16 protein-coding genes are annotated in these 19457 nt (G+C 55.9%); 11 read left to right on the plus strand and 5 right to left on the minus strand.

The window, feature by feature from the left end:
* Nucleotides 1-3: 3 nt before the first annotated feature.
* The 11 genes from ileS to AC6I8B_RS03200 all read left to right on the plus strand — a co-directional run bounded on the left by ileS (nucleotide 4) and on the right by AC6I8B_RS03200 (nucleotide 15025).
* On the plus strand, nucleotides 4-2820 hold the full coding sequence (gene ileS, locus AC6I8B_RS03150) for an isoleucine--tRNA ligase (protein ID WP_497816145.1): 2817 nt from the start codon (nucleotides 4-6) through the stop codon (nucleotides 2818-2820).
* Entirely contained in the window at nucleotides 2820-3326 is a 507-nt protein-coding gene (gene lspA, locus AC6I8B_RS03155) for a signal peptidase II (RefSeq protein ID WP_424999152.1), read from the plus strand. The genes ileS and lspA overlap by 1 nt, the downstream gene beginning before the upstream one ends.
* A gap of 3 nt (nucleotides 3327-3329) precedes the next feature.
* A complete protein-coding gene (gene fkpB / locus AC6I8B_RS03160) occupies nucleotides 3330-3800 on the plus strand; it encodes an FKBP-type peptidyl-prolyl cis-trans isomerase (protein WP_010253720.1) in 471 nt (156 codons plus the stop codon).
* Nucleotides 3781-4734, plus strand: coding sequence for a 4-hydroxy-3-methylbut-2-enyl diphosphate reductase (ispH, locus tag AC6I8B_RS03165; RefSeq protein WP_010253724.1), 954 nt, complete (start codon nucleotides 3781-3783; stop codon nucleotides 4732-4734). Before fkpB ends, ispH begins: the two co-directional genes overlap by 20 nt.
* Nucleotides 4735-4957: 223 nt before the next feature.
* Complete coding sequence (dapB, locus tag AC6I8B_RS03170; protein ID WP_010253726.1) at nucleotides 4958-5773, plus strand: 4-hydroxy-tetrahydrodipicolinate reductase; 816 nt, start codon at nucleotides 4958-4960, stop codon at nucleotides 5771-5773.
* A gap of 61 nt (nucleotides 5774-5834) precedes the next feature.
* The gene (locus tag AC6I8B_RS03175) at nucleotides 5835-6179 is read left to right on the plus strand and encodes a hypothetical protein (RefSeq protein ID WP_497817586.1); all 345 of its coding nucleotides are present in this window, start codon (nucleotides 5835-5837) and stop codon (nucleotides 6177-6179) included.
* A gap of 62 nt (nucleotides 6180-6241) precedes the next feature.
* The gene (gene carA, locus AC6I8B_RS03180; protein WP_033756525.1) at nucleotides 6242-7390 is read left to right on the plus strand and encodes a glutamine-hydrolyzing carbamoyl-phosphate synthase small subunit; all 1149 of its coding nucleotides are present in this window, start codon (nucleotides 6242-6244) and stop codon (nucleotides 7388-7390) included.
* 14 nt (nucleotides 7391-7404) lie between these two features.
* Nucleotides 7405-10632 (plus strand): carbamoyl-phosphate synthase large subunit, encoded by a 3228-nt coding sequence (gene carB, locus AC6I8B_RS03185; RefSeq protein ID WP_010253739.1) that lies wholly within the window; start codon nucleotides 7405-7407, stop codon nucleotides 10630-10632.
* Between the two features lie 562 nt (nucleotides 10633-11194).
* Entirely contained in the window at nucleotides 11195-12334 is a 1140-nt protein-coding gene (locus AC6I8B_RS03190) for a porin (RefSeq protein WP_010253747.1), read from the plus strand.
* 234 nt (nucleotides 12335-12568) lie between these two features.
* On the plus strand, nucleotides 12569-13051 hold the full coding sequence (gene folA, locus AC6I8B_RS03195) for a type 3 dihydrofolate reductase (protein WP_010253752.1): 483 nt from the start codon (nucleotides 12569-12571) through the stop codon (nucleotides 13049-13051).
* Between the two features lie 90 nt (nucleotides 13052-13141).
* Nucleotides 13142-15025: a PhoX family protein gene (locus tag AC6I8B_RS03200; protein ID WP_010253756.1), complete on the plus strand. Its 1884-nt coding sequence runs from the start codon at nucleotides 13142-13144 to the stop codon at nucleotides 15023-15025.
* A gap of 33 nt (nucleotides 15026-15058) precedes the next feature.
* On the opposite strand, the gene apaH is transcribed toward AC6I8B_RS03200, so the two are convergent.
* From apaH to surA, 5 genes are read right to left on the minus strand one after another with little or no spacing between them, the layout of a single operon-like run.
* A complete protein-coding gene (gene apaH / locus AC6I8B_RS03205) occupies nucleotides 15059-15916 on the minus strand; it encodes a bis(5'-nucleosyl)-tetraphosphatase (symmetrical) ApaH (protein ID WP_033787393.1) in 858 nt (285 codons plus the stop codon).
* A 53-nt stretch (nucleotides 15917-15969) separates the two neighbouring features.
* Nucleotides 15970-16347, minus strand: coding sequence for a Co2+/Mg2+ efflux facilitator ApaG/CorD (gene apaG, locus AC6I8B_RS03210; RefSeq protein ID WP_003854807.1), 378 nt, complete (start codon nucleotides 16345-16347; stop codon nucleotides 15970-15972).
* 3 nt (nucleotides 16348-16350) lie between these two features.
* Entirely contained in the window at nucleotides 16351-17172 is an 822-nt protein-coding gene (rsmA, locus tag AC6I8B_RS03215; RefSeq protein WP_003854805.1) for a 16S rRNA (adenine(1518)-N(6)/adenine(1519)-N(6))-dimethyltransferase RsmA, read from the minus strand.
* Nucleotides 17165-18157, minus strand: a complete 993-nt coding sequence (gene pdxA / locus AC6I8B_RS03220; protein ID WP_124889686.1) for a 4-hydroxythreonine-4-phosphate dehydrogenase PdxA — start codon at nucleotides 18155-18157, stop codon at nucleotides 17165-17167. Before pdxA ends, rsmA begins: the two co-directional genes overlap by 8 nt.
* Complete coding sequence (gene surA, locus AC6I8B_RS03225) at nucleotides 18147-19442, minus strand: peptidylprolyl isomerase SurA (RefSeq protein WP_010253800.1); 1296 nt, start codon at nucleotides 19440-19442, stop codon at nucleotides 18147-18149. The genes pdxA and surA overlap by 11 nt, the downstream gene beginning before the upstream one ends.
* Nucleotides 19443-19457: the final 15 nt, after the last annotated feature.

Raw genomic sequence — 19457 nt, forward strand, 5'->3', positions numbered from 1 at the left:
CTGATGAGTGACTATAAATCTACCCTGAATTTGCCGGAAACGGGATTCCCGATGCGTGGCGATCTGGCCAAACGCGAACCGGGAATGTTGCAACGCTGGTATGCCGACAACCTGTACGGCATCATCCGCGAAGCCAAAAAAGGGAAAAAAACCTTTATCCTGCATGATGGCCCTCCGTATGCGAACGGCAGCATTCATATTGGTCACTCCGTTAACAAGATTCTGAAAGACATTATCGTTAAGTCGAAAGGCATGGCGGGTTATGACTCACCGTATGTGCCGGGCTGGGACTGTCACGGTCTGCCAATCGAACACAAAGTTGAGCAGATGATCGGCAAGCCAGGCGAGAAAGTCACCGCTGCTGAATTCCGCGAAGCGTGCCGCAAATACGCCGCAGAACAGGTTGAAGGCCAGAAGGCGGACTTTATCCGTCTGGGCGTGCTGGGCGACTGGGATCGTCCTTACCTGACCATGGATTTCGGTACCGAAGCCAACATCATTCGTGCGCTGAGTAAAATCATCGGCAACGGCCACCTGCACAAAGGCGCTAAGCCCGTGCACTGGTGCCTGGATTGCCGTTCTGCCTTAGCAGAAGCGGAAGTGGAGTATTACGACAAAACGTCACCGTCGATTGATGTGATGTTCAACGCCATTGATGCCGACGCGGTGCGTCAGGCGTTTGGTGTGGCACAGGTTAATGGTCCGATTTCACTGGTGATCTGGACGACGACACCGTGGACGCTGCCGGCTAACCGCGCCATCTCGTTAAACGCGGAATTTGAGTATCAGCTGCTGCAGATCGACGGTCGCGCGCTGATCCTGGCAAAAGATCTGGTCGAGAGCGTGATGAAGCGCGCGGGCGTCAGCGAATGGCAGGTACTGGGCGAATGTAAAGGCGCGGCGCTGGAGCTGCAGAAATTCCAGCATCCGTTCCTGGCGCTTGAGTCGCTGGTGGTACTGGGCGATCACGTCACCCTGGAAGCGGGTACCGGTGCAGTCCACACGGCACCTGGCCACGGCCCGGATGACTATGTTATCGGTCAGAAATATGGCATCGAAACCGCCAATCCGGTCGGACCGGATGGCCGCTATCTGCCAGGCACCTATCCGACGCTGGATGGAGTCAACGTCTTTAAAGCCAACGACATGATCGTTGAGCTGCTGAAAGAGAAGGGCGCGCTGCTGCACGTTGAGAAACTGCTGCACAGCTACCCGCACTGCTGGCGCCATAAAACGCCGATTATTTTCCGCGCCACGCCGCAATGGTTCATCAGCATGGATCAGAAAGGATTGCGTGCGCAGTCGCTGAAGGAGATCAAAGGCGTACAGTGGATCCCGGACTGGGGCCAGGCGCGTATCGAATCGATGGTGGCGAACCGTCCCGACTGGTGTATCTCTCGTCAGCGTACCTGGGGCGTACCGATGGCGCTGTTCGTTCATAAAGAGAGCGAAGAGCTGCACCCGGACACGCTGGCGCTGATGGAAAAAGTGGCGCAGCGCGTTGAGCAGGAGGGGATTCAGGCCTGGTGGGATCTCGATCCGCGCGAACTGATGGGCGACGATGCCGATCATTACGTAAAAGTGCCGGATACGCTGGATGTCTGGTTTGACTCCGGTTCAACCAGCTATTCCGTGGTTGATGCGCGTCCGGAATTTGGCGGACATGCGCCTGACCTCTATCTGGAAGGGTCCGATCAGCATCGCGGCTGGTTTATGTCCTCGCTGATGATCTCCACGGCGATGAAGGGCAAAGCGCCTTATCGTCAGGTACTGACACACGGTTTCACCGTGGATGGTCAGGGCCGCAAGATGTCGAAATCGATCGGTAACACGGTTGCGCCGCAGGATGTGATGAACAAACTGGGCGCCGATATTCTGCGCCTGTGGGTGGCATCAACCGACTACTCGGGCGAAATGGCGGTCTCCGATGAGATCCTTAAACGTTCTGCTGATGCCTATCGCCGCATCCGTAACACCGCGCGTTTCCTGCTGGCTAACCTCAGCGGCTTTAACCCGGCTACCGATCTGGTGAAACCGGAAGAGATGGTGGTGGTGGATCGCTGGGCCGTCGGTCGCGCTCAGGCGGCACAGGCCGATATCGTTGCCTCTTACGAGAACTACGATTTCCACGAAGTGATCCAGCGTCTGATGCAGTTCTGCTCAATTGAGATGGGCAGCTTCTATCTCGACATCATCAAAGATCGTCAGTACACCGCGAAAGGCGATGGCCTTGCGCGTCGCAGCTGCCAGACCGCGCTGTGGCATATCGTCGAAGCGCTGGTACGCTGGATGGCACCGATCATGTCCTTTACGGCAGATGAGATCTGGGGCTACCTGCCGGGCGAACGTGCGCAGTATGTCTTCACCGAAGAGTGGTATCAGGGGCTGTTTGGCCTGGCTGAAGATGAAGCGCTGAATGACGCCTACTGGGCTGAGCTGCTGAAAGTGCGTGGCGAAGTGAACAAGGTGATCGAGCAGGCGCGTGCGGATAAACGTATCGGTGGCGCACTGGAAGCAACGATAACGCTCTATGCCGATCCGGAGCTGGCGGCTAAACTGCAGGCGCTGGGTAATGAGCTGCGCTTTGTGCTGCTGACCTCTGGCGCACAGGTGGCTGATTACGCCCTGGCGAACGACGAAGCGCAGCAGAGTGAGCTGCTGAAAGGTCTGAAAATCGCGCTGCACAAGGCGGAAGGCGAGAAATGTCAGCGCTGCTGGCATTACACTACCGACGTCGGACAGAATCCTGAGCATGCTGAGGTCTGTGGTCGTTGTTACACTAACGTAGCCGGTGACGGCGAACAGCGTGAATTTGCCTGATGCGTAAACCTATTTTATCAACCGGATTGCGCTGGCTGTGGCTGGTGCTGGTGGTGATTGTTGTCGACTTCGCCAGTAAGCAGTGGGTGATGAACAACATGATGCTGCATGAAACCCGGCCACTGATGCCCTACCTGAACCTGTTCTACGCGCACAACTACGGCGCGGCGTTCAGTTTCCTGGCGGACAAAGGCGGCTGGCAGCGCTGGTTCTTTGCCGGTATTGCGCTGGCTATCGTGATCTCACTGGTCGTGATGATGTATCGTAATCATGCCAGTCAGAAGATCGCTAACATCGCGTATGCCCTGATCATCGGCGGCGCGATAGGCAATCTGTTTGATCGCTCATACCATGGCTTTGTGGTCGATTTTATCGATTTCTATGTCGGTAACTGGCACTTCGCTACATTTAATATCGCTGACTGCGGCATCTGTATCGGTGCTGCATTGGTGGTGCTGGAGGGCTTTTTCAGCCCGAACGGCAAACAGGCTAAACAGAAAGGGTAAGTGATGACTGAGTCCGTACAGCGCGAAAGCGCGGTGTTGGTGCATTTTACGCTGAAGCTGGAAGATGGCTCGACGGCGGAATCGACCCGTGCAAACGGCAAGCCCGCGCTGTTCCGTCTCGGTGATGGCAGCCTCTCTGCGGCACTTGAGCAGGCACTGCTGGGGCTGAAAGCGGGTGAAACTAAACAGTTTACCCTGGAACCGGACGACGCCTTTGGCGGCGTCAGCCCTGACCTGATCCAGTATTTCTCGCGTCGGGACTTTATCGATGCGGGTGAGCCGGAAGTGGGAGCCATCATGCTGTTCAGCGGCATGGGCGGCAGTGAAATGCCTGGCGTGATCCGTGAAATCTCCGGTGACTCTATCACTGTGGATTTCAACCATCCGCTGGCAGGTCGTCGTATTCAGTTTGATGTAGAGGTGCTGGAAATCGATCCCGCACTGGAGGCCAACGATGCAAATCCTGTTAGCTAATCCGCGCGGCTTCTGCGCTGGCGTTGATCGTGCCATCAGTATTGTTGAGCGCGCGCTGGAGATGTATGGCGCGCCAATCTATGTCCGTCACGAAGTGGTGCATAACCGTTACGTGGTAAACAGCCTGCGTGAGCGCGGTGCCATCTTCATTGAAGAGATCAGTGAAGTGCCGGATAACGCGATTCTGATCTTCTCTGCGCACGGTGTTTCTCAGGCGGTGCGTGCCGAAGCCAAAGCGCGCAATCTGACTATGCTGTTTGACGCTACCTGTCCGCTGGTGACCAAGGTGCATATGGAAGTGGCACGCGCCAGCCGTAAAGGCGTTGAGGCAATACTGATTGGTCATGCAGGTCATCCGGAAGTCGAAGGCACCATGGGGCAGTACAACAACCCTAATGGCGGCATGTATCTGGTGGAGTCACCGGAAGATGTCTTCAGACTGACAGTGAAAGACGAAAACAATCTGAGCTTCATGACGCAGACCACGCTGTCGGTGGATGACACCTCTGACATCATTGATGCTTTGCGCCAGCGCTTCCCGGCGATTATCGGGCCGCGTAAAGATGATATCTGCTACGCCACCACCAACCGTCAGGAAGCGGTTCGTACTCTGGCTAAAGATGCGGAAGTGGTGCTGGTGGTGGGGTCGAAGAACTCCTCTAACTCTAACCGTCTGGCTGAGCTGGCTCAGCGTGCCGGTAAGCTGGCGAAGCTGATCGACTCTGCGGATGATATTCAGGAAGAGTGGGTAAAAGGCGTGGCCTGCATCGGCGTCACCGCAGGCGCGTCAGCGCCCGATATTCTGGTGCAGCAGGTGATCCAGCGGCTGCGTGAACTGGGCGGCGAAGCGGCAATTGAGCTGATTGGCCGTGAAGAGAATATTGTCTTCGAAGTGCCCAAAGAGCTGCGTGTCGAAGTGCGTAACGTGCAGTAACTCTGCGATATTACTGATAAAAAGGCCGACTCTGTTCGGCCTTTTTTGTTTTTTGAATCTGACAAAAAAAGTCGTTATTTGCTGCGGTGATTGCTTTTACTGATAATCACGGGCGGCTGGCATAAAATTCTTATTATCACGGATTAATAGTGGCGTGACTGTTAACTCATCGTTAACCTGATGACGCTTTGGATGCATAGTTTTGTTTTAGGAATGAATAAATATGAACACAATCCGCATTGCTATTGTGGGCGCGCCGGGCCGTATGGGCCGTAATCTGATTCAGGCAACGCAGCAGGCAGAAGGCGCTGAACTGGGTGCGGCACTGGCTCGCCCGGGCTCATCGCTGACCGGCAGCGACGCTGGTGAATTAGCGGGCATCGGAAAAAATGGCATCATCATCGCTGACGATTTACGCGCGGTGATTAACGATTTTGATGTGCTGGTCGACTTCACCCGCCCGGAAGGCACGCTGGAGTATATGGCGATCTGCCGTGAGCAGGGCAAAGCGATGGTGATCGGCACCACCGGTTTTGATGAAGCAGGCAAAGCGGCCATTCGTGCCGCGGCAGAAGATATCCCCATAGTGTTCGCCGCTAACTTCAGCGTGGGGGTTAACCTGGTGCTGAAGCTGCTGGAGAAGGCTGCCAAAGTGATGGGGGAGTACGCAGATATTGAGATCGTTGAAGCGCACCACCGCCATAAAGTGGATGCGCCCTCCGGAACCGCGCTGGCGATGGGTGAGGCGATTGCCGATGCGATGCAGTGGAAACTGGATGAGCATGCGGTCTATACGCGTGAGGGCCACACCGGCGAACGCCAGCCGCAGAGCATCGGTTTTGCAACAGTACGCGCGGGTGACATCGTCGGTGAGCATACTGCGATGTTTGCAGATATCGGCGAGCGTGTAGAGATAACCCACAAGGCTTCAAGCCGTATGACCTTTGCAAATGGTGCGGTTAAGTCCGCGTTATGGTTGAAAGATAAGAAATCTGGCCTGTTTGACATGCGGGATGTGCTGGATTTGTCGATGTTGTAAGTGTTGTGAACCATCGTGATGTGGTTGTTTCAATCGATAATCGCTTGATTGAAAAGGGGCAATGTTTTCATTGCCCTTAATTTTATCTGAAATGTGCCTTCCCGATATAAATTTATCTCTGACTTCTGTTTTTGCCTGTTTTCTTCATTTATTTGCTCTGCTGGAAGCTATTTTTGACCATTTGGTCAAAAATAAAGGCCGCGCTGCATCTGTTTTGCTTTTACGCTGCCTGGCAAACGATTATTCCGCCGAGTTTTCCTCTCTTTTTGCTGCTTATGCCCGTTATTTTCCTCAGAAGGCAGATAAGGGTGAAAAAATCCCGCCGCAGGGTAGACAATGGCCAGGGCGATCATTAGAATGCGCGCAATTTGCCAAAAATCGACAATTCAGGCGGTTTTTGCATTGATTCAGGCGGCTATTTTGAATTAATATGCAGATATTGTGACTGTTTATTCCCTGGAGGATGTTTTGATTAAGTCAGCGCTCTTGGTTCTGGAAGACGGAACCCAATTCCACGGTCGGGCCATCGGGGCAACAGGGTCGGCAGTGGGAGAAGTCGTTTTCAATACCTCAATGACCGGTTATCAAGAAATCCTCACTGATCCTTCCTATTCCCGCCAAATCGTTACTCTCACTTATCCCCATATCGGTAATGTCGGCACCAATACCGCCGACGAAGAATCCAGCCAGATTCATGCGCAAGGCCTGGTTATCCGTGACCTGCCGCTGATTGCCAGCAACTTCCGTAGTGAAGAGGGCTTATCCGCCTACCTGCAGCGCAACAACATCGTGGCGATTGCCGATATCGATACCCGCAAGCTGACGCGCTTGCTGCGTGAGAAAGGTGCACAAAACGGCTGCATCATTGCGGGCGATAATCCGGATGCCGCGCTGGCGCTGCAAAAAGCTCAGGCGTTCCCGGGACTGAAAGGGATGGATTTGGCGAAAGAGGTCTGCACCACTGAGACCTACAGCTGGCAGCAGGGCAGCTGGACGCTGGAGGGAGGGCTGCCAGAGCAGGCCGACGCTGAATCACTGCCTTACCATGTGGTGGCTTACGATTACGGTGCCAAGCGCAACATTCTGCGGATGCTGGTCGATCGCGGCTGTCGTCTGACCGTCGTTCCGGCACAGACGCCTGCCGAAGAAGTACTGAAGCTTAATCCGGATGGCATCTTCCTCTCTAACGGTCCTGGCGACCCGGAGCCGTGCGACTACGCCATCAGCGCGATTCAGGCCTTCCTGAAAACAGAGATCCCGGTGTTCGGAATCTGTCTGGGTCATCAGCTGCTGGCGCTGGCCAGCGGGGCTAAGACCGTGAAGATGAAGCTGGGCCACCACGGCGGCAACCATCCGGTGAAAGATCTCGATAACAATCGCGTGATGATCACCGCGCAGAACCACGGTTTTGCGGTCGATGAGAACAATCTTCCCGCTAACCTGCGTGTAACTCACATTTCGTTGTTCGATAAAACCGTGCAGGGCATTCACCGCACTGACAAGCCCGCATTCAGCTTCCAGGGACACCCGGAAGCCAGCCCGGGCCCAGGCGATGCTGCGCCGCTGTTTGACCACTTTATTGAATTGATTGACGCATTCCGTCTGCAAGCGAAGTAATCAGGAGCTAATTCATGCCAAAACGTACAGACCTAAAATCCATCCTGATTCTTGGTGCCGGTCCGATTGTGATCGGCCAGGCCTGCGAATTTGACTATTCCGGTGCGCAGGCGTGTAAAGCGCTGCGTGAAGAGGGTTACCGCGTCATTCTGGTGAACTCCAACCCGGCGACGATCATGACCGACCCGGAAATGGCTGATGCGACTTACATTGAGCCGATTCACTGGGAAGTGGTGCGCAAAATCATCGAAAAAGAGCGCCCGGACGCGGTACTGCCGACCATGGGCGGCCAGACAGCGCTGAACTGTGCGCTGGAGCTGGAACGTCATGGCGTGCTGGAAGAGTTTGGCGTCACCATGATCGGCGCAACGGCTGATGCGATCGACAAAGCAGAAGATCGTCGTCGTTTCGACGTGGCGATGAAAAGCATCGGTCTGGATACCGCGCGCTCCGGCATTGCGCACACCATGGAAGAAGCGCTGGCCGTGGCTGAAGATGTCGGTTTCCCCTGCATTATCCGTCCCTCATTTACTATGGGCGGAACCGGTGGCGGCATCGCCTACAACCGCGAAGAGTTTGAAGAGATTTGCGAACGCGGTCTCGACCTTTCACCGACCAATGAGCTGCTGATTGATGAGTCGCTGATTGGCTGGAAAGAGTATGAGATGGAAGTGGTGCGCGATAAAAACGACAACTGCATCATCGTCTGCTCAATTGAAAACTTCGATGCGATGGGGATCCACACCGGTGACTCCATCACGGTGGCACCTGCCCAGACGCTGACCGACAAAGAGTATCAGATCATGCGTAACGCCTCGCTGGCGGTACTGCGTGAGATCGGTGTTGAAACCGGTGGCTCCAACGTGCAGTTCTCGGTTAACCCGAAAGATGGCCGACTGATTGTCATTGAGATGAACCCGCGCGTGTCACGCTCCTCGGCGCTGGCCTCCAAAGCGACCGGTTTCCCGATTGCTAAAGTGGCGGCCAAACTGGCGGTCGGCTATACCCTCGACGAGCTGATGAATGATATCACCGGCGGTTTAACGCCAGCCTCGTTCGAGCCTTCCATCGACTACGTTGTCACCAAGATCCCGCGTTTCAACTTCGAAAAATTTGCCGGTGCCAACGATCGCCTGACCACGCAGATGAAGTCGGTCGGGGAAGTGATGGCAATTGGTCGTACTTTCCAGGAATCCATGCAGAAAGCGCTGCGCGGCCTGGAAGTAGGCGCTAACGGCTTCGACCCGAAAGTCCACCTCGACGACCCGGAAGCATTAACCCGCATCCGCCGTGAGCTGAAAGATGCCGGTTCAGACCGCATCTGGTACATCGCGGACGCCTTCCGTGCCGGCATGTCAGTGGATGGCGTGTTCAACCTGACCAATATTGACCGCTGGTTCCTGGTGCAGATCGAAGAGCTGGTGCGGCTGGAAGAGCAGGTTGCCCGTGAAGGGGTTAATAGCCTGGATGAGACGTTCCTGCGCGCCCTGAAGCGTAAAGGCTTTGCTGATGCACGGCTGGCAACACTGGCGGGCGTGGCAGAGAGCGAAATCCGCAAGCTGCGTCAGCAGTTTAACCTGCACCCGGTTTACAAGCGCGTGGATACCTGCGCCGCAGAGTTCGCGACAGACACCGCCTACATGTACTCCACCTATGAGGAGGAGTGCGAAGCCAATCCAAGTCCGGATCGCGAAAAAATCATGATTCTGGGCGGTGGGCCAAACCGTATCGGTCAGGGAATCGAGTTCGACTATTGCTGCGTTCACGCCGCCCTGGCGCTGCGTGAAGATGGTTATCAGACCATTATGGTCAACTGTAACCCGGAAACAGTCTCGACCGATTACGACACCTCTGATCGCCTCTACTTCGAGCCGGTCACGCTGGAAGATGTGCTGGAGATTGTGCGCATTGAGCAGCCAAAAGGTGTGATTGTGCAGTATGGCGGTCAGACTCCGCTGAAACTGGCGCGTGCCCTGGAAGCCGCAGGCGTACCGGTCATCGGCACCAGCCCGGATTCCATCGACCGTGCTGAAGACCGTGAACGTTTCCAGCAGGCGGTTGATCGCCTGAACCTGAAGCAACCCGCCAACGCCACGGTGGCGACACTGGAGCAGGCGGTTGAGAAAGCCGCGGGTCTGGGTTATCCGCTGGTGGTGCGCCCTTCTTATGTGCTGGGTGGCCGCGCCATGGAGATCGTCTACGACGAGATCGACCTCAAGCGCTACTTCCAGACGGCGGTCTCGGTTTCCAACGATGCACCGGTGCTGCTGGATCGCTTCCTGGATGATGCGGTCGAAGTGGATGTTGATGCGATTTGTGACGGCGAGCGGGTGCTGATTGGCGGCATCATGGAACACATCGAGCAGGCTGGCGTTCACTCCGGTGACTCCGCCTGTTCACTGCCGGCCTACACCCTGAGTCAGGAGATTCAGAATGTGATGCGCCAGCAGGTTGAGAAGCTGGCGTTTGAGCTGAATGTTCGTGGCCTGATGAACGTCCAGTTCGCGGTGAAAGACAACGAAGTCTACCTGATCGAAGTTAACCCTCGTGCGGCGCGTACCGTGCCGTTCGTCTCTAAAGCGACCGGTGTCCCGCTGGCGAAAGTTGCCGCGCGCGTGATGGCAGGCAAAACGCTGGCAGAGCAGGGCGTCACTGAAGAGGTGATTCCGCCTTACTACTCTGTCAAAGAAGTGGTGCTGCCGTTTAACAAGTTCCAGGGCGTTGACCCGATTCTGGGGCCAGAAATGCGCTCTACCGGTGAAGTCATGGGCGTGGGCCGCACCTTCGCTGAGGCGTTTTCTAAAGCGATGCTGGGCGCACAGAGCAACATGAAGAAGTCGGGCCGTGCGCTGCTGTCGGTGCGTGAAGGCGACAAGAAACGTATTGTCGACCTGGCCGCTAAGCTGCAGAAGTTTGGTTTCGAACTGGATGCGACTCACGGCACGGCGGTTGTGCTGGGCGAAGCGGGCATCAATCCGCGCCTGGTGAACAAGGTGCACGAAGGGCGTCCGCACATTCAGGACCGTCTGAAGAACGGCGAGTATAGCTACATCGTTAATACCACGGCGGGTCGTCAGGCGATTGAAGATTCGAAACTGATTCGCCGCAGTGCTCTGCAGTATAAAGTGCACTACGACACCACGCTGAACGGCGGCTTCGCCACCGCGATGGCGCTGAATGCTGACCCGACGGAACAGGTTATCTCCGTTCAGGAGATGCATGCCCAGATCAAGGCGATGTAAGGCGATGTAATGTGAAAAACGGCTCCTGCGGGAGCCGTTTTTTTTGACCAAAATCTGGCCCGGTCAGCTGTGAGATCGAGCCTGCGAAGGGAACACGGTCAGATCGGAAAGTCGCTTAAGCCAATCCCTGGCCGCTCGGCCCGCGCGATTACGCACCTCATCCCTGAGGTGCGCCCGTAGCCGGGCCAACGCTTTGCGTTGTTCAAAAACGCTCCTGACGTTTTTGTCCATGGCGCGGGACGCTTTCCTCTTCTGCCCGTGTTCCCTGCGCGTTGAGCCTATGCATTGTGGAAAAAAAACCTGAATTGAATTTGTCAGCTGTCTGAACGGCTCCTGCGGGAGCCGTTTTTTTTTGACCATCTTATTGGCGATAATCCGAAAACAGGGTCCAGGGAAAGCAAAGAGTTTGCGTTAAAGTGACTGATTTGGCTTAATTTTTTAGCTATAGGTGCGAATAAGGCCGGTTCGCACAAATTTATAATATAAACACTTCCTGTGCGGATTTTTCGTCAGTACTATGCCTGCCGCTCATCACTGGAGCGTATCAGGATATAAATAAAAAATGAAAATGCGTACTTTTTCTCTGAGTGCAGTGGCTGCACTGATGGCAATTCTTCCTTTCGCCAGCCAGGCGGAAATTACCCTGTTAAAACAGGATCCGCAGGCAGGCGATCCGCTTAGCCGTCTTAACTTTACTTTTGGCGGTAGCATTCGTGCTCAGTTCAATCATCAGACCGGCGTGGATGACAAATCCTACAAGCGCGACGGTTTTGATGGCGGCACCCGTTTCCGTTTCGGCGCTGACTACTACCTGTTTGATGACGTCAGCTGGATCAGCTACTACGAGCTGGGCGTTAACGTCCCGGCGGTCTTCAGCTGGGATCGTCACTATGCGGACGGTGCCAATAACACCACGCGTCGTCAGCTCTACACCGGTCTGAAAAGCAAAACCTGGGGTCAGCTTACCTTTGGTCAGCAGAACAGCGTCTATTACGATACCGTGGGCGCCAAGACCGATATCTGGGATTACGACATGGTCGGCCAGGCACCGGGTAACGGGATCAATGGCGACTACGACGGATCTTACCGCTCACGCAAACAGCTGAAGTATAAAAACAGCTTCGGCGATGCGGATCTCTACGCCTCTTATCTGTTCGAAGATAACGAGTATCTGCCAGGCAACGGCCTGCGCTATAAGCGCAAAGGCGGCGGCTCGCTGGGTGTGGACTACCACATCACGGACGATCTGAGCTGGGGCACGGCGTGGAACTACACCCGCGCGGCGATGCGTAACCCGAACAACGGCGACAGCCGCGATTACGATCAGAACATTTACGGCACCGCGCTGAGCTGGACCCCAGGCAACTGGACGTTGTCAGCCGGCGGTGGCTGGTATGAGAACTTCATGACCACCAAACGCAAAGATGTGCATGACTACTTTGCCGGCGACGCGTGGGGCATTGAATATTTCGCCGGTTACAAGATTCCGGTGGGGCAGTATGGTCTGAAAGCGGTACAGCCGTATGTCATGGGCGATCGCATTGAGTATGCGACAGGCCGTGATTATCAGCGCATCGACAACGGTCTGGGTGTGGTGCTGTTCCTCGACTACGGTTTCCGTGTCGATTACGAACATGTGTTTACCTCCAGCACCGATAACCTGGGTGATATGAATCTGGTGCGTCTGCGCTACGACTTCTGATAACCCTGACGGCTCCTCCGGGAGCCGTTTTCTTTTGCGCACGACTTTTGTGCCAGCCTGAGGCCGATCGCTGGCGAGCTGCGGCAAACTGACGCGATTAGGCGGTGAAAAACGCTGCACAGGCCGTGAAAAACGACGTCATGAAAAGCTTTACGCAATTAGACCTTTCCCCCTATCGACGAAAGTTTCACCTTTACGTATCATGGCGCCAATTTTTTTCAGTGAGTGGTTAACATGATTAGTCTTATCGCGGCATTAGCAGCAGATCGCATTATTGGAATGGAGAACGCCATGCCGTGGGACCTGCCTGCAGATCTGGCGTGGTTCAAGCGCCATACGCTGAAGAAACCGGTGATTATGGGCCGACTGACCTTTGAATCTATTGGCCGTCCGTTACCTGGCCGACTGAATATCGTGGTCAGCAGCCAGCCGGGCACCACCGAAGGCGTTACCTGGGTCACTTCGCTGGATGAGGCGTTACAGGCAGCCGGTGACGCTGAAGAGATCATGGTGATTGGCGGTGGCCGCGTCTATGAGCAGATGCTGAAGCGTGCCGATCGTCTCTATCTGACGCACATTGATGCGGAAGTCGAAGGTGATACGCAGTTCCCGGATTACGAGCCGGATGAGTGGCAGTCAACGTTCAGCGAATTCCACGACGCTGACGAGCAAAATTCCCACAGCTACTGCTTTGAGATCCTTGACCGTCGTCGCTAATCCCACCCCTGCCGGGCTGTAACCTGGCTGTCATCTTTATTCATTAGCATTGCTTCTTTTCTGGGATCGACACAAAGGAAGCAATCACTAATGAAAATCGAACTCTCCGCATTAAGCACTGACCGCCTGCCTGATCCACTGCGTCGTAAATTCCTTGCCGGTTCCGGTGCTATCGGCCTGACCGGCTTTCTCAGCGGCGGCCTGACGCTCTCGGGCAGTGCACTGGCGCAGGAGAAGCCTGCGGGCAGCCCACTGCTGGGCTTTCAGGCGATTGCCGCGTCCACGGCCGATGAGATTGTGGTAGCCCCTGGCTATCGCGCCGACGTGTTGATCTCCTGGGGTGATCCGCTGGTGAATGGCGCAGCCGCGTTTGATCCGCAGGGCAACAACAGCGCCGAAGACCAGGAAAAGCAGTTCGGTGACAACAACGACGGTATGAGCTTCTTCGCGATTAATGACCATCGCGGCGTGATGGCGATTAACAATGAATATGTGAATGAGCCGACGCTGTTCGCCCACGGCGGCAGTAAAGCGACCAGCCTGGAAGATGTCAAAAAGTCGCAGGCGGCGCACGGTATCTCCATCGTTGAAGTCAAACGGGGTGAGGACAATCGCTGGCAGGTGGTACGTCCTTCTGACTATAACCGCCGCATTACCGCCAATACCCCGATGCGCTTCTCCGGTCCGGCAGCGGGGGATAAAGCGCTGCAGACTGCCGCCGATCCGCAGGGAATGCATGTCCTGGGCACCTTTGGTAACTGCGCCAACGGCAAAACGCCGTGGGGCACCTATCTCACCTGTGAAGAGAACTACGACACCTACTTTGGCACCCATCAGGCGGACTTTACGCCGACCCCACAGCAGAAGCGCTATACCCTGAATGCCGCTGAGCCGGAGCGCAACTGGGCCGACTTTGATCCCCGCTTCGATATCGCTAAGAATCCCAACGAATTCAACCGTCACGGCTGGATTGTCGAAATCGATCCTTTCGATCCTCACTCCGTGCCGGTAAAGCGGACCGCGCTGGGCCGCTTCAAGCACGAGAATGCCGCCGTGACGGTCGCGAAAACCGGCCAGCTGGTGGTTTATATGGGCGACGACGAGCGCGGCGAGTATATCTATAAATTTGTCTCAGATGACAAGGTCACTCCGGATGATGCTAAAGCCAATCACGGACTGCTTGATAAGGGCACGCTCTATGTGGCGCAGTTCAACGGCGATGCTCAGGGCACGCCGCTTAAAGGCACCGGGCGCTGGCTGGCGCTGAAGTGGGGCGAAAATGGACTCACCGCTGAAAAGGGATTCAATAGCCAGGCAGATGTTTTGATCAATGCGCGTGCCGCGGCAGATGTGGTCAACGCAACGCGAATGGACCGGCCGGAGTGGATTGCGGTTAACCCGCATGACGGCCGTGCCTACTGCACCCTGACCAACAACAACAAGCGCGGAAATGAAGGCATGCCGGTCAATGCAGCGAATCCGCGGCCAAAAAATATCTACGGTCAGATTATTCGCTGGGATGAGAAAGGCGATGCTACCGCGCAGACGTTTGAGTGGGATATCTATGCGCTGTGTGGCAACCCGATAGCGCATCCTGAGGGGATCTATCGTGGCACACCGAACATCACCGCGGAGAATACCTTTAACAGTCCGGATGGGCTGGGGTTTGATGCGCAGGGGCGGTTATGGATCCTGACCGATGGCAAATACAGCAACAAAGAGGATTATCAGGGGCAGGGGAATAATCAGATGCTGGTGGGTGATCCTGATAGTGGCGAGATCCGCCGGTTTATGGTCGGTCCAAAATCGTGCGAGCTGACCGGTATTACCTTCACGCCCGATTACAAAACGCTGTTCGTGAATGTGCAGCATCCCGGCGAAGAGGGTGACTCGCACTTCCCGGACAACAGTCCGCGTCCGCGGTCGTCGGTGATTATGATCACCCGTGAAGATGGCGGAATTATCGGCGCATAAAACAGGATGCTGGCCTGATGGCCAGCATCGCCGTTATAGCGTGGGCGGTGCCAGACTTTCGCTGGAGGCCAGGGCTTTTTCGCGATTAGAGGGTTGCACCACATAGCGTTGTGTCTCCCAGTGCAGCAGGGTCAGCGTTCCGCCCCAGCAGCAGCCGGTATCCAGCCCGATAATGCCCTCTGGCGTGCCTTTGCCTTCCAGCGAGGCCCAGTGACCAAAGACGATGGTGTAGTCACGTGCGACCGGCCCCTCAATGTTAAACCAGGGTTTCAGCGGCGGAAGCGCCGATTCCGGGGCATCTTTGCAGATCATGTCCAGCTGGCCGTTAGGGAAGCAGTAGCGCATGCGGGTGAGGGCGTTGGTGCTGAAGCGCAGACGCGCCAGGCCGGTCAGATCTTCACTCCAGTTGTTCGGCATGTCGCCATACATGGCATCCAGGAACAGCGGATAACTGTCGCTGGCGAGAACCGCTTCGACTTCACGCGCGCACTTTTTCGCGGTCTCAATATCCCATTGCGGCGTGATACCGGCGTGTCCCATCACCAGCTTTTTCTCTTCATCAACCTGTAACAGCGGCTGACGACGCAGCCAGTTGATCAGCTCATCCGCATCATCCGCTTCCAGCAACGGGGTCAGGCGATCTTTAGGCTTGTTACGGCTGATGCCGGCGTAGACCGCCAGCAGATGCAAATCGTGATTGCCCAGCACCAGACGCACCGCATCGCCCAGCGATTTTACGTAGCGTAAGACTTCCAGTGAGCCAGGACCGCGCGCCACTAAGTCGCCAGTCAGCCACAGGGTATCCTGTTCAGGATTGAAGTCGACCTGTTGCAGCAATGCACGTAATTCATCGTAGCAACCGTGAACGTCGCCAATCAGGTATGTGCTCATAACGTTTTATCCATCAGGAAGGTGCCCGACTTAACGGGCAAAAAGCGTGTGAATCAATGAATGTGGGTCTGAATGGCGAGGCGGAACACCGGGATCTCTACGTGAAAGGTGTCGCCCTGTTCGTCGACCATCACATAGTGCCCCTGCATGGTGCCCATCGGTGTTTCGATCACGGCACCGCTGGTGTACTGAAATTCATTGCCTGGCGCGATAAGCGGCTGTTCACCGACCACGCCTTCACCCTGAACTTCCGTTTCGCGGCCGTTACCGTTGGTAATCAACCAGTAGCGTCCCAGCAGTTGCACTGAGGAACGGCCCAGATTGCGTATCGTAATGGTATAGGCGAAGACGTAGCGATCATCATCCGGTGAGGATTGTGAGGCGACGTACTGGCTTTGCACATGGACGGAGACGCGGGCCGTTTCACTCATGACTTACTCCTGCGATTTTCCCTGATGATTCGCCAGCCAGTTCGCCAGCTGACAATATTGCGCCACCGAGACGTTCTCGGCACGCAGGGTTGGATCTATGGATAACTCTTCCAGCGCACCGGCGGCCACCATGTGGCTCAGGCTGTTGCGCAGCGTTTTACGACGCTGGCCGAACGCTTCAGTGGTAATGCGGCTCAGGATACGCACATCGCTGACCGGATACGGCGGCTCGGCATACGGCACCAGACGCACCACGGCAGAGTCCACTTTCGGTGGTGGCGTGAAAGAGTGCGGAGGCACTTCCAGCACCGGAATGATCTGGCAGTAGTACTGTGCCATCACCGTCAGGCGACCGTAGGTCTTGTTACCCGGACCGGCAACCAGACGATTAACCACCTCTTTCTGCAGCATGAAGTGCATATCTTTGATCGAACCAGTATAGCTGAAAAGGTGGAACATCAGCGGGGTCGAAATATTGTACGGCAGGTTACCAAATACCCGCAGCGGCTGGCCTCTCTCCTGCGCCAGCGCGGCGAAGTCGAAGGTCATGGCATCCTGCTGGAAGATAGTCAGTTTCGGGCCAAGGAACGGATGCGTTTCCAGACGCGCAGCGAGATCGCGGTCCAGCTCTATCACCGTTAATTTATCGAGGCGTTCGCCTACCGGCTCGGTTAAGGCACCCAGGCCTGGGCCGATCTCCACCAGCGCTTCGTCGCGCTGAGGATGGATGGCAGAGACAATGCTGTCGATAATGTACTGATCGTTCAGGAAGTTCTGCCCGAAACGTTTACGGGCGTAGTGCCCCTGATGGACGCGATTATTCATTACTGCTCTTGATCATAGTGATGGCGAGGTTAAGCGCCGTGATGAAGCTGCCCGGTTCAGCCTGACCCAGGCCAGCGAGTTCAAGCGCGGTGCCGTGGTCAACTGAAGTCCGGATAAAGGGCAGGCCCAGGGTGATATTTACCGCCCGGCCAAACCCCTGAAATTTGAGTACCGGCAGGCCCTGGTCGTGATACATCGCCAGCACCGCATCGGCGTATTGCAGATATTTGGGCTGGAAAAGGGTGTCCGCAGGCAGCGGGCCGGTCAGATTAATGCCCTGCTGACGCAGTTCATTGAGTGCCGGCGTGATGGTCTCGATCTCTTCCCGACCCATGTGACCGCTTTCGCCGGCATGAGGGTTAAGACCACAGACGTAAATATGCGGCTCGGCAATCGCAAACTTCTGCTGCAGATCACGATGCAGAATCGTAATCACTTCATGCAGACATTCACGGGTTACCGCAGCGGGCACATCTTTCAGCGGCAGATGGGTGGTGGCCAGTGCGACTCGTAGCTCTTCTGTCGCCAGCATCATGACCACCCGATGGCCGCCTGCGCGATCGGCGAAGAATTCGGTATGGCCGGTAAAGGCGATGCCGGCATCGTTAATCACGCCTTTATGCACCGGGCCGGTAATCAGGGCAGCGAATTCACCGTCGAGACAACCGTCGCAGGCGCGCGTCAGCGTGGCCAGCACATAGTCGCTGTTGGCAACACAAAGCTCGCCGGGTGTGACCGGCGCTGCCGTTTCAATTGGCAGGATAGTCAGTGTACCCGCCTGCTGTGGCTCGGCTGCCACATCAGGCTGGTAGGGCCGCAGCGTCAGCGGCAGACCGAGTTGCGCCGCACGCTGCTGCAACAGGGCAGGCGAGGCGCAGACCACCAGTTCAACCGGCCACGACTGCTGGGCCAGCTGAACGGTAAGATCGGGACCAATCCCGGCAGGTTCGCCGGGCGTGATCACCACACGGGCATTACTGCGCATTGCCATCCAGAATCTTCACGTAGGCACTGGCACGTTGTTCCTGCATCCAGGTCTGCGCTTCTTCCGCGAACTTACGGTTAAACAGCATACGGTAAGCACGCTCTTTCTGGGCCGCATCGGTTTTATCCACCTGACGGGTATCCAGCAACTGAATCAGATGCCAGCCGAAAGAGGAGTGAACCGGCTGGCTGGTCTGGCCTTTCTGCAGGCGCAGCAGCGCGTCACGGAACGCCGGGTCAAAGACTTCCGGAGAGGTCCAGCCGAGGTCGCCGCCCTGGTTCGCCGAACCCGGATCGTCAGAATACTGTTTAGCCGCCGCCGCAAAGGTGGTTTTGCCACTGCGGATATCGTTAGCAATCTGCTCCAGCTGTGCGCGTGCCTGATCGTCTGTCAGGATCGGCGATGGCTTCAGCAGAATGTGACGCGAATGGACTTCGGTGACCGAGACATTTTTGCTCTCGCCACGCAGGTCGTTCACTTTCAGGATGTGGAAGCCCACACCAGAGCGCACCGGCCCGACGATATCGCCTTTTTTGGCGCTTGAGAGTGCCTGAGCAAACAGGGTCGGTAACTCTTCGATTTTACCCCAGCCCATGTTGCCGCCTTTCAGCGCCTGGGAGTCGGCAGAGTAGGTCACGGCCATCTTGCCGAAGTCAGCGCCATTTTTCAGTTCGCCAACCAGCTGTTTCGCCAGCGTTTCCTGCTCATCAACCTGCTGTTGCGTCGGGTTTTCCGGCAGCGGCAGCAGAATATGACTGACGTTCAGTTCAGTACCCTGGCTGTTCTGAGAGCCGATCTGGGTAGCAAGCGTATCCACTTCCTGCGGCAGAATCGTGACACGACGACGCACTTCGTTGTTGCGCACTTCGGCGATAGTCATCTCTTTGCGGATCTGAGAACGATACACGCTGTAGTTCATGCCGTCATAAGCCAGACGGCTACGCAGCTGATCAAGGCTCATCTTGTTCTGCGCAGCGATGTTCTGAATAGCCTGGTCCAGCTGCTCGTCGCTGATCTGAATTCCCGCTTTATCACCCATCTGCAGGATGATGTTGTCCATGATCTGACGTTCCAGAATCTGATGGCGCAACGTTTTATCATCCGGCAACTGCTGACCAGCCTGCTGGGCCTGAGATTTAACGGTGCTCATCATGCCATCCACGTCACTCTCAAGAACCACGCCGTTATTGACCACGGCTGCAACTTTATCAACGACTTGTGGTGCTGCGAACGCGGTGTTGGCACTGATTGCCACACCAAGAATCAGCATTCTCCAGTTCTTCATACTTTATCCATTGTT

The sequence above is a fragment of the Pantoea sp. X-Soil-ISGK-285 genome, assembly GCF_059730815.1.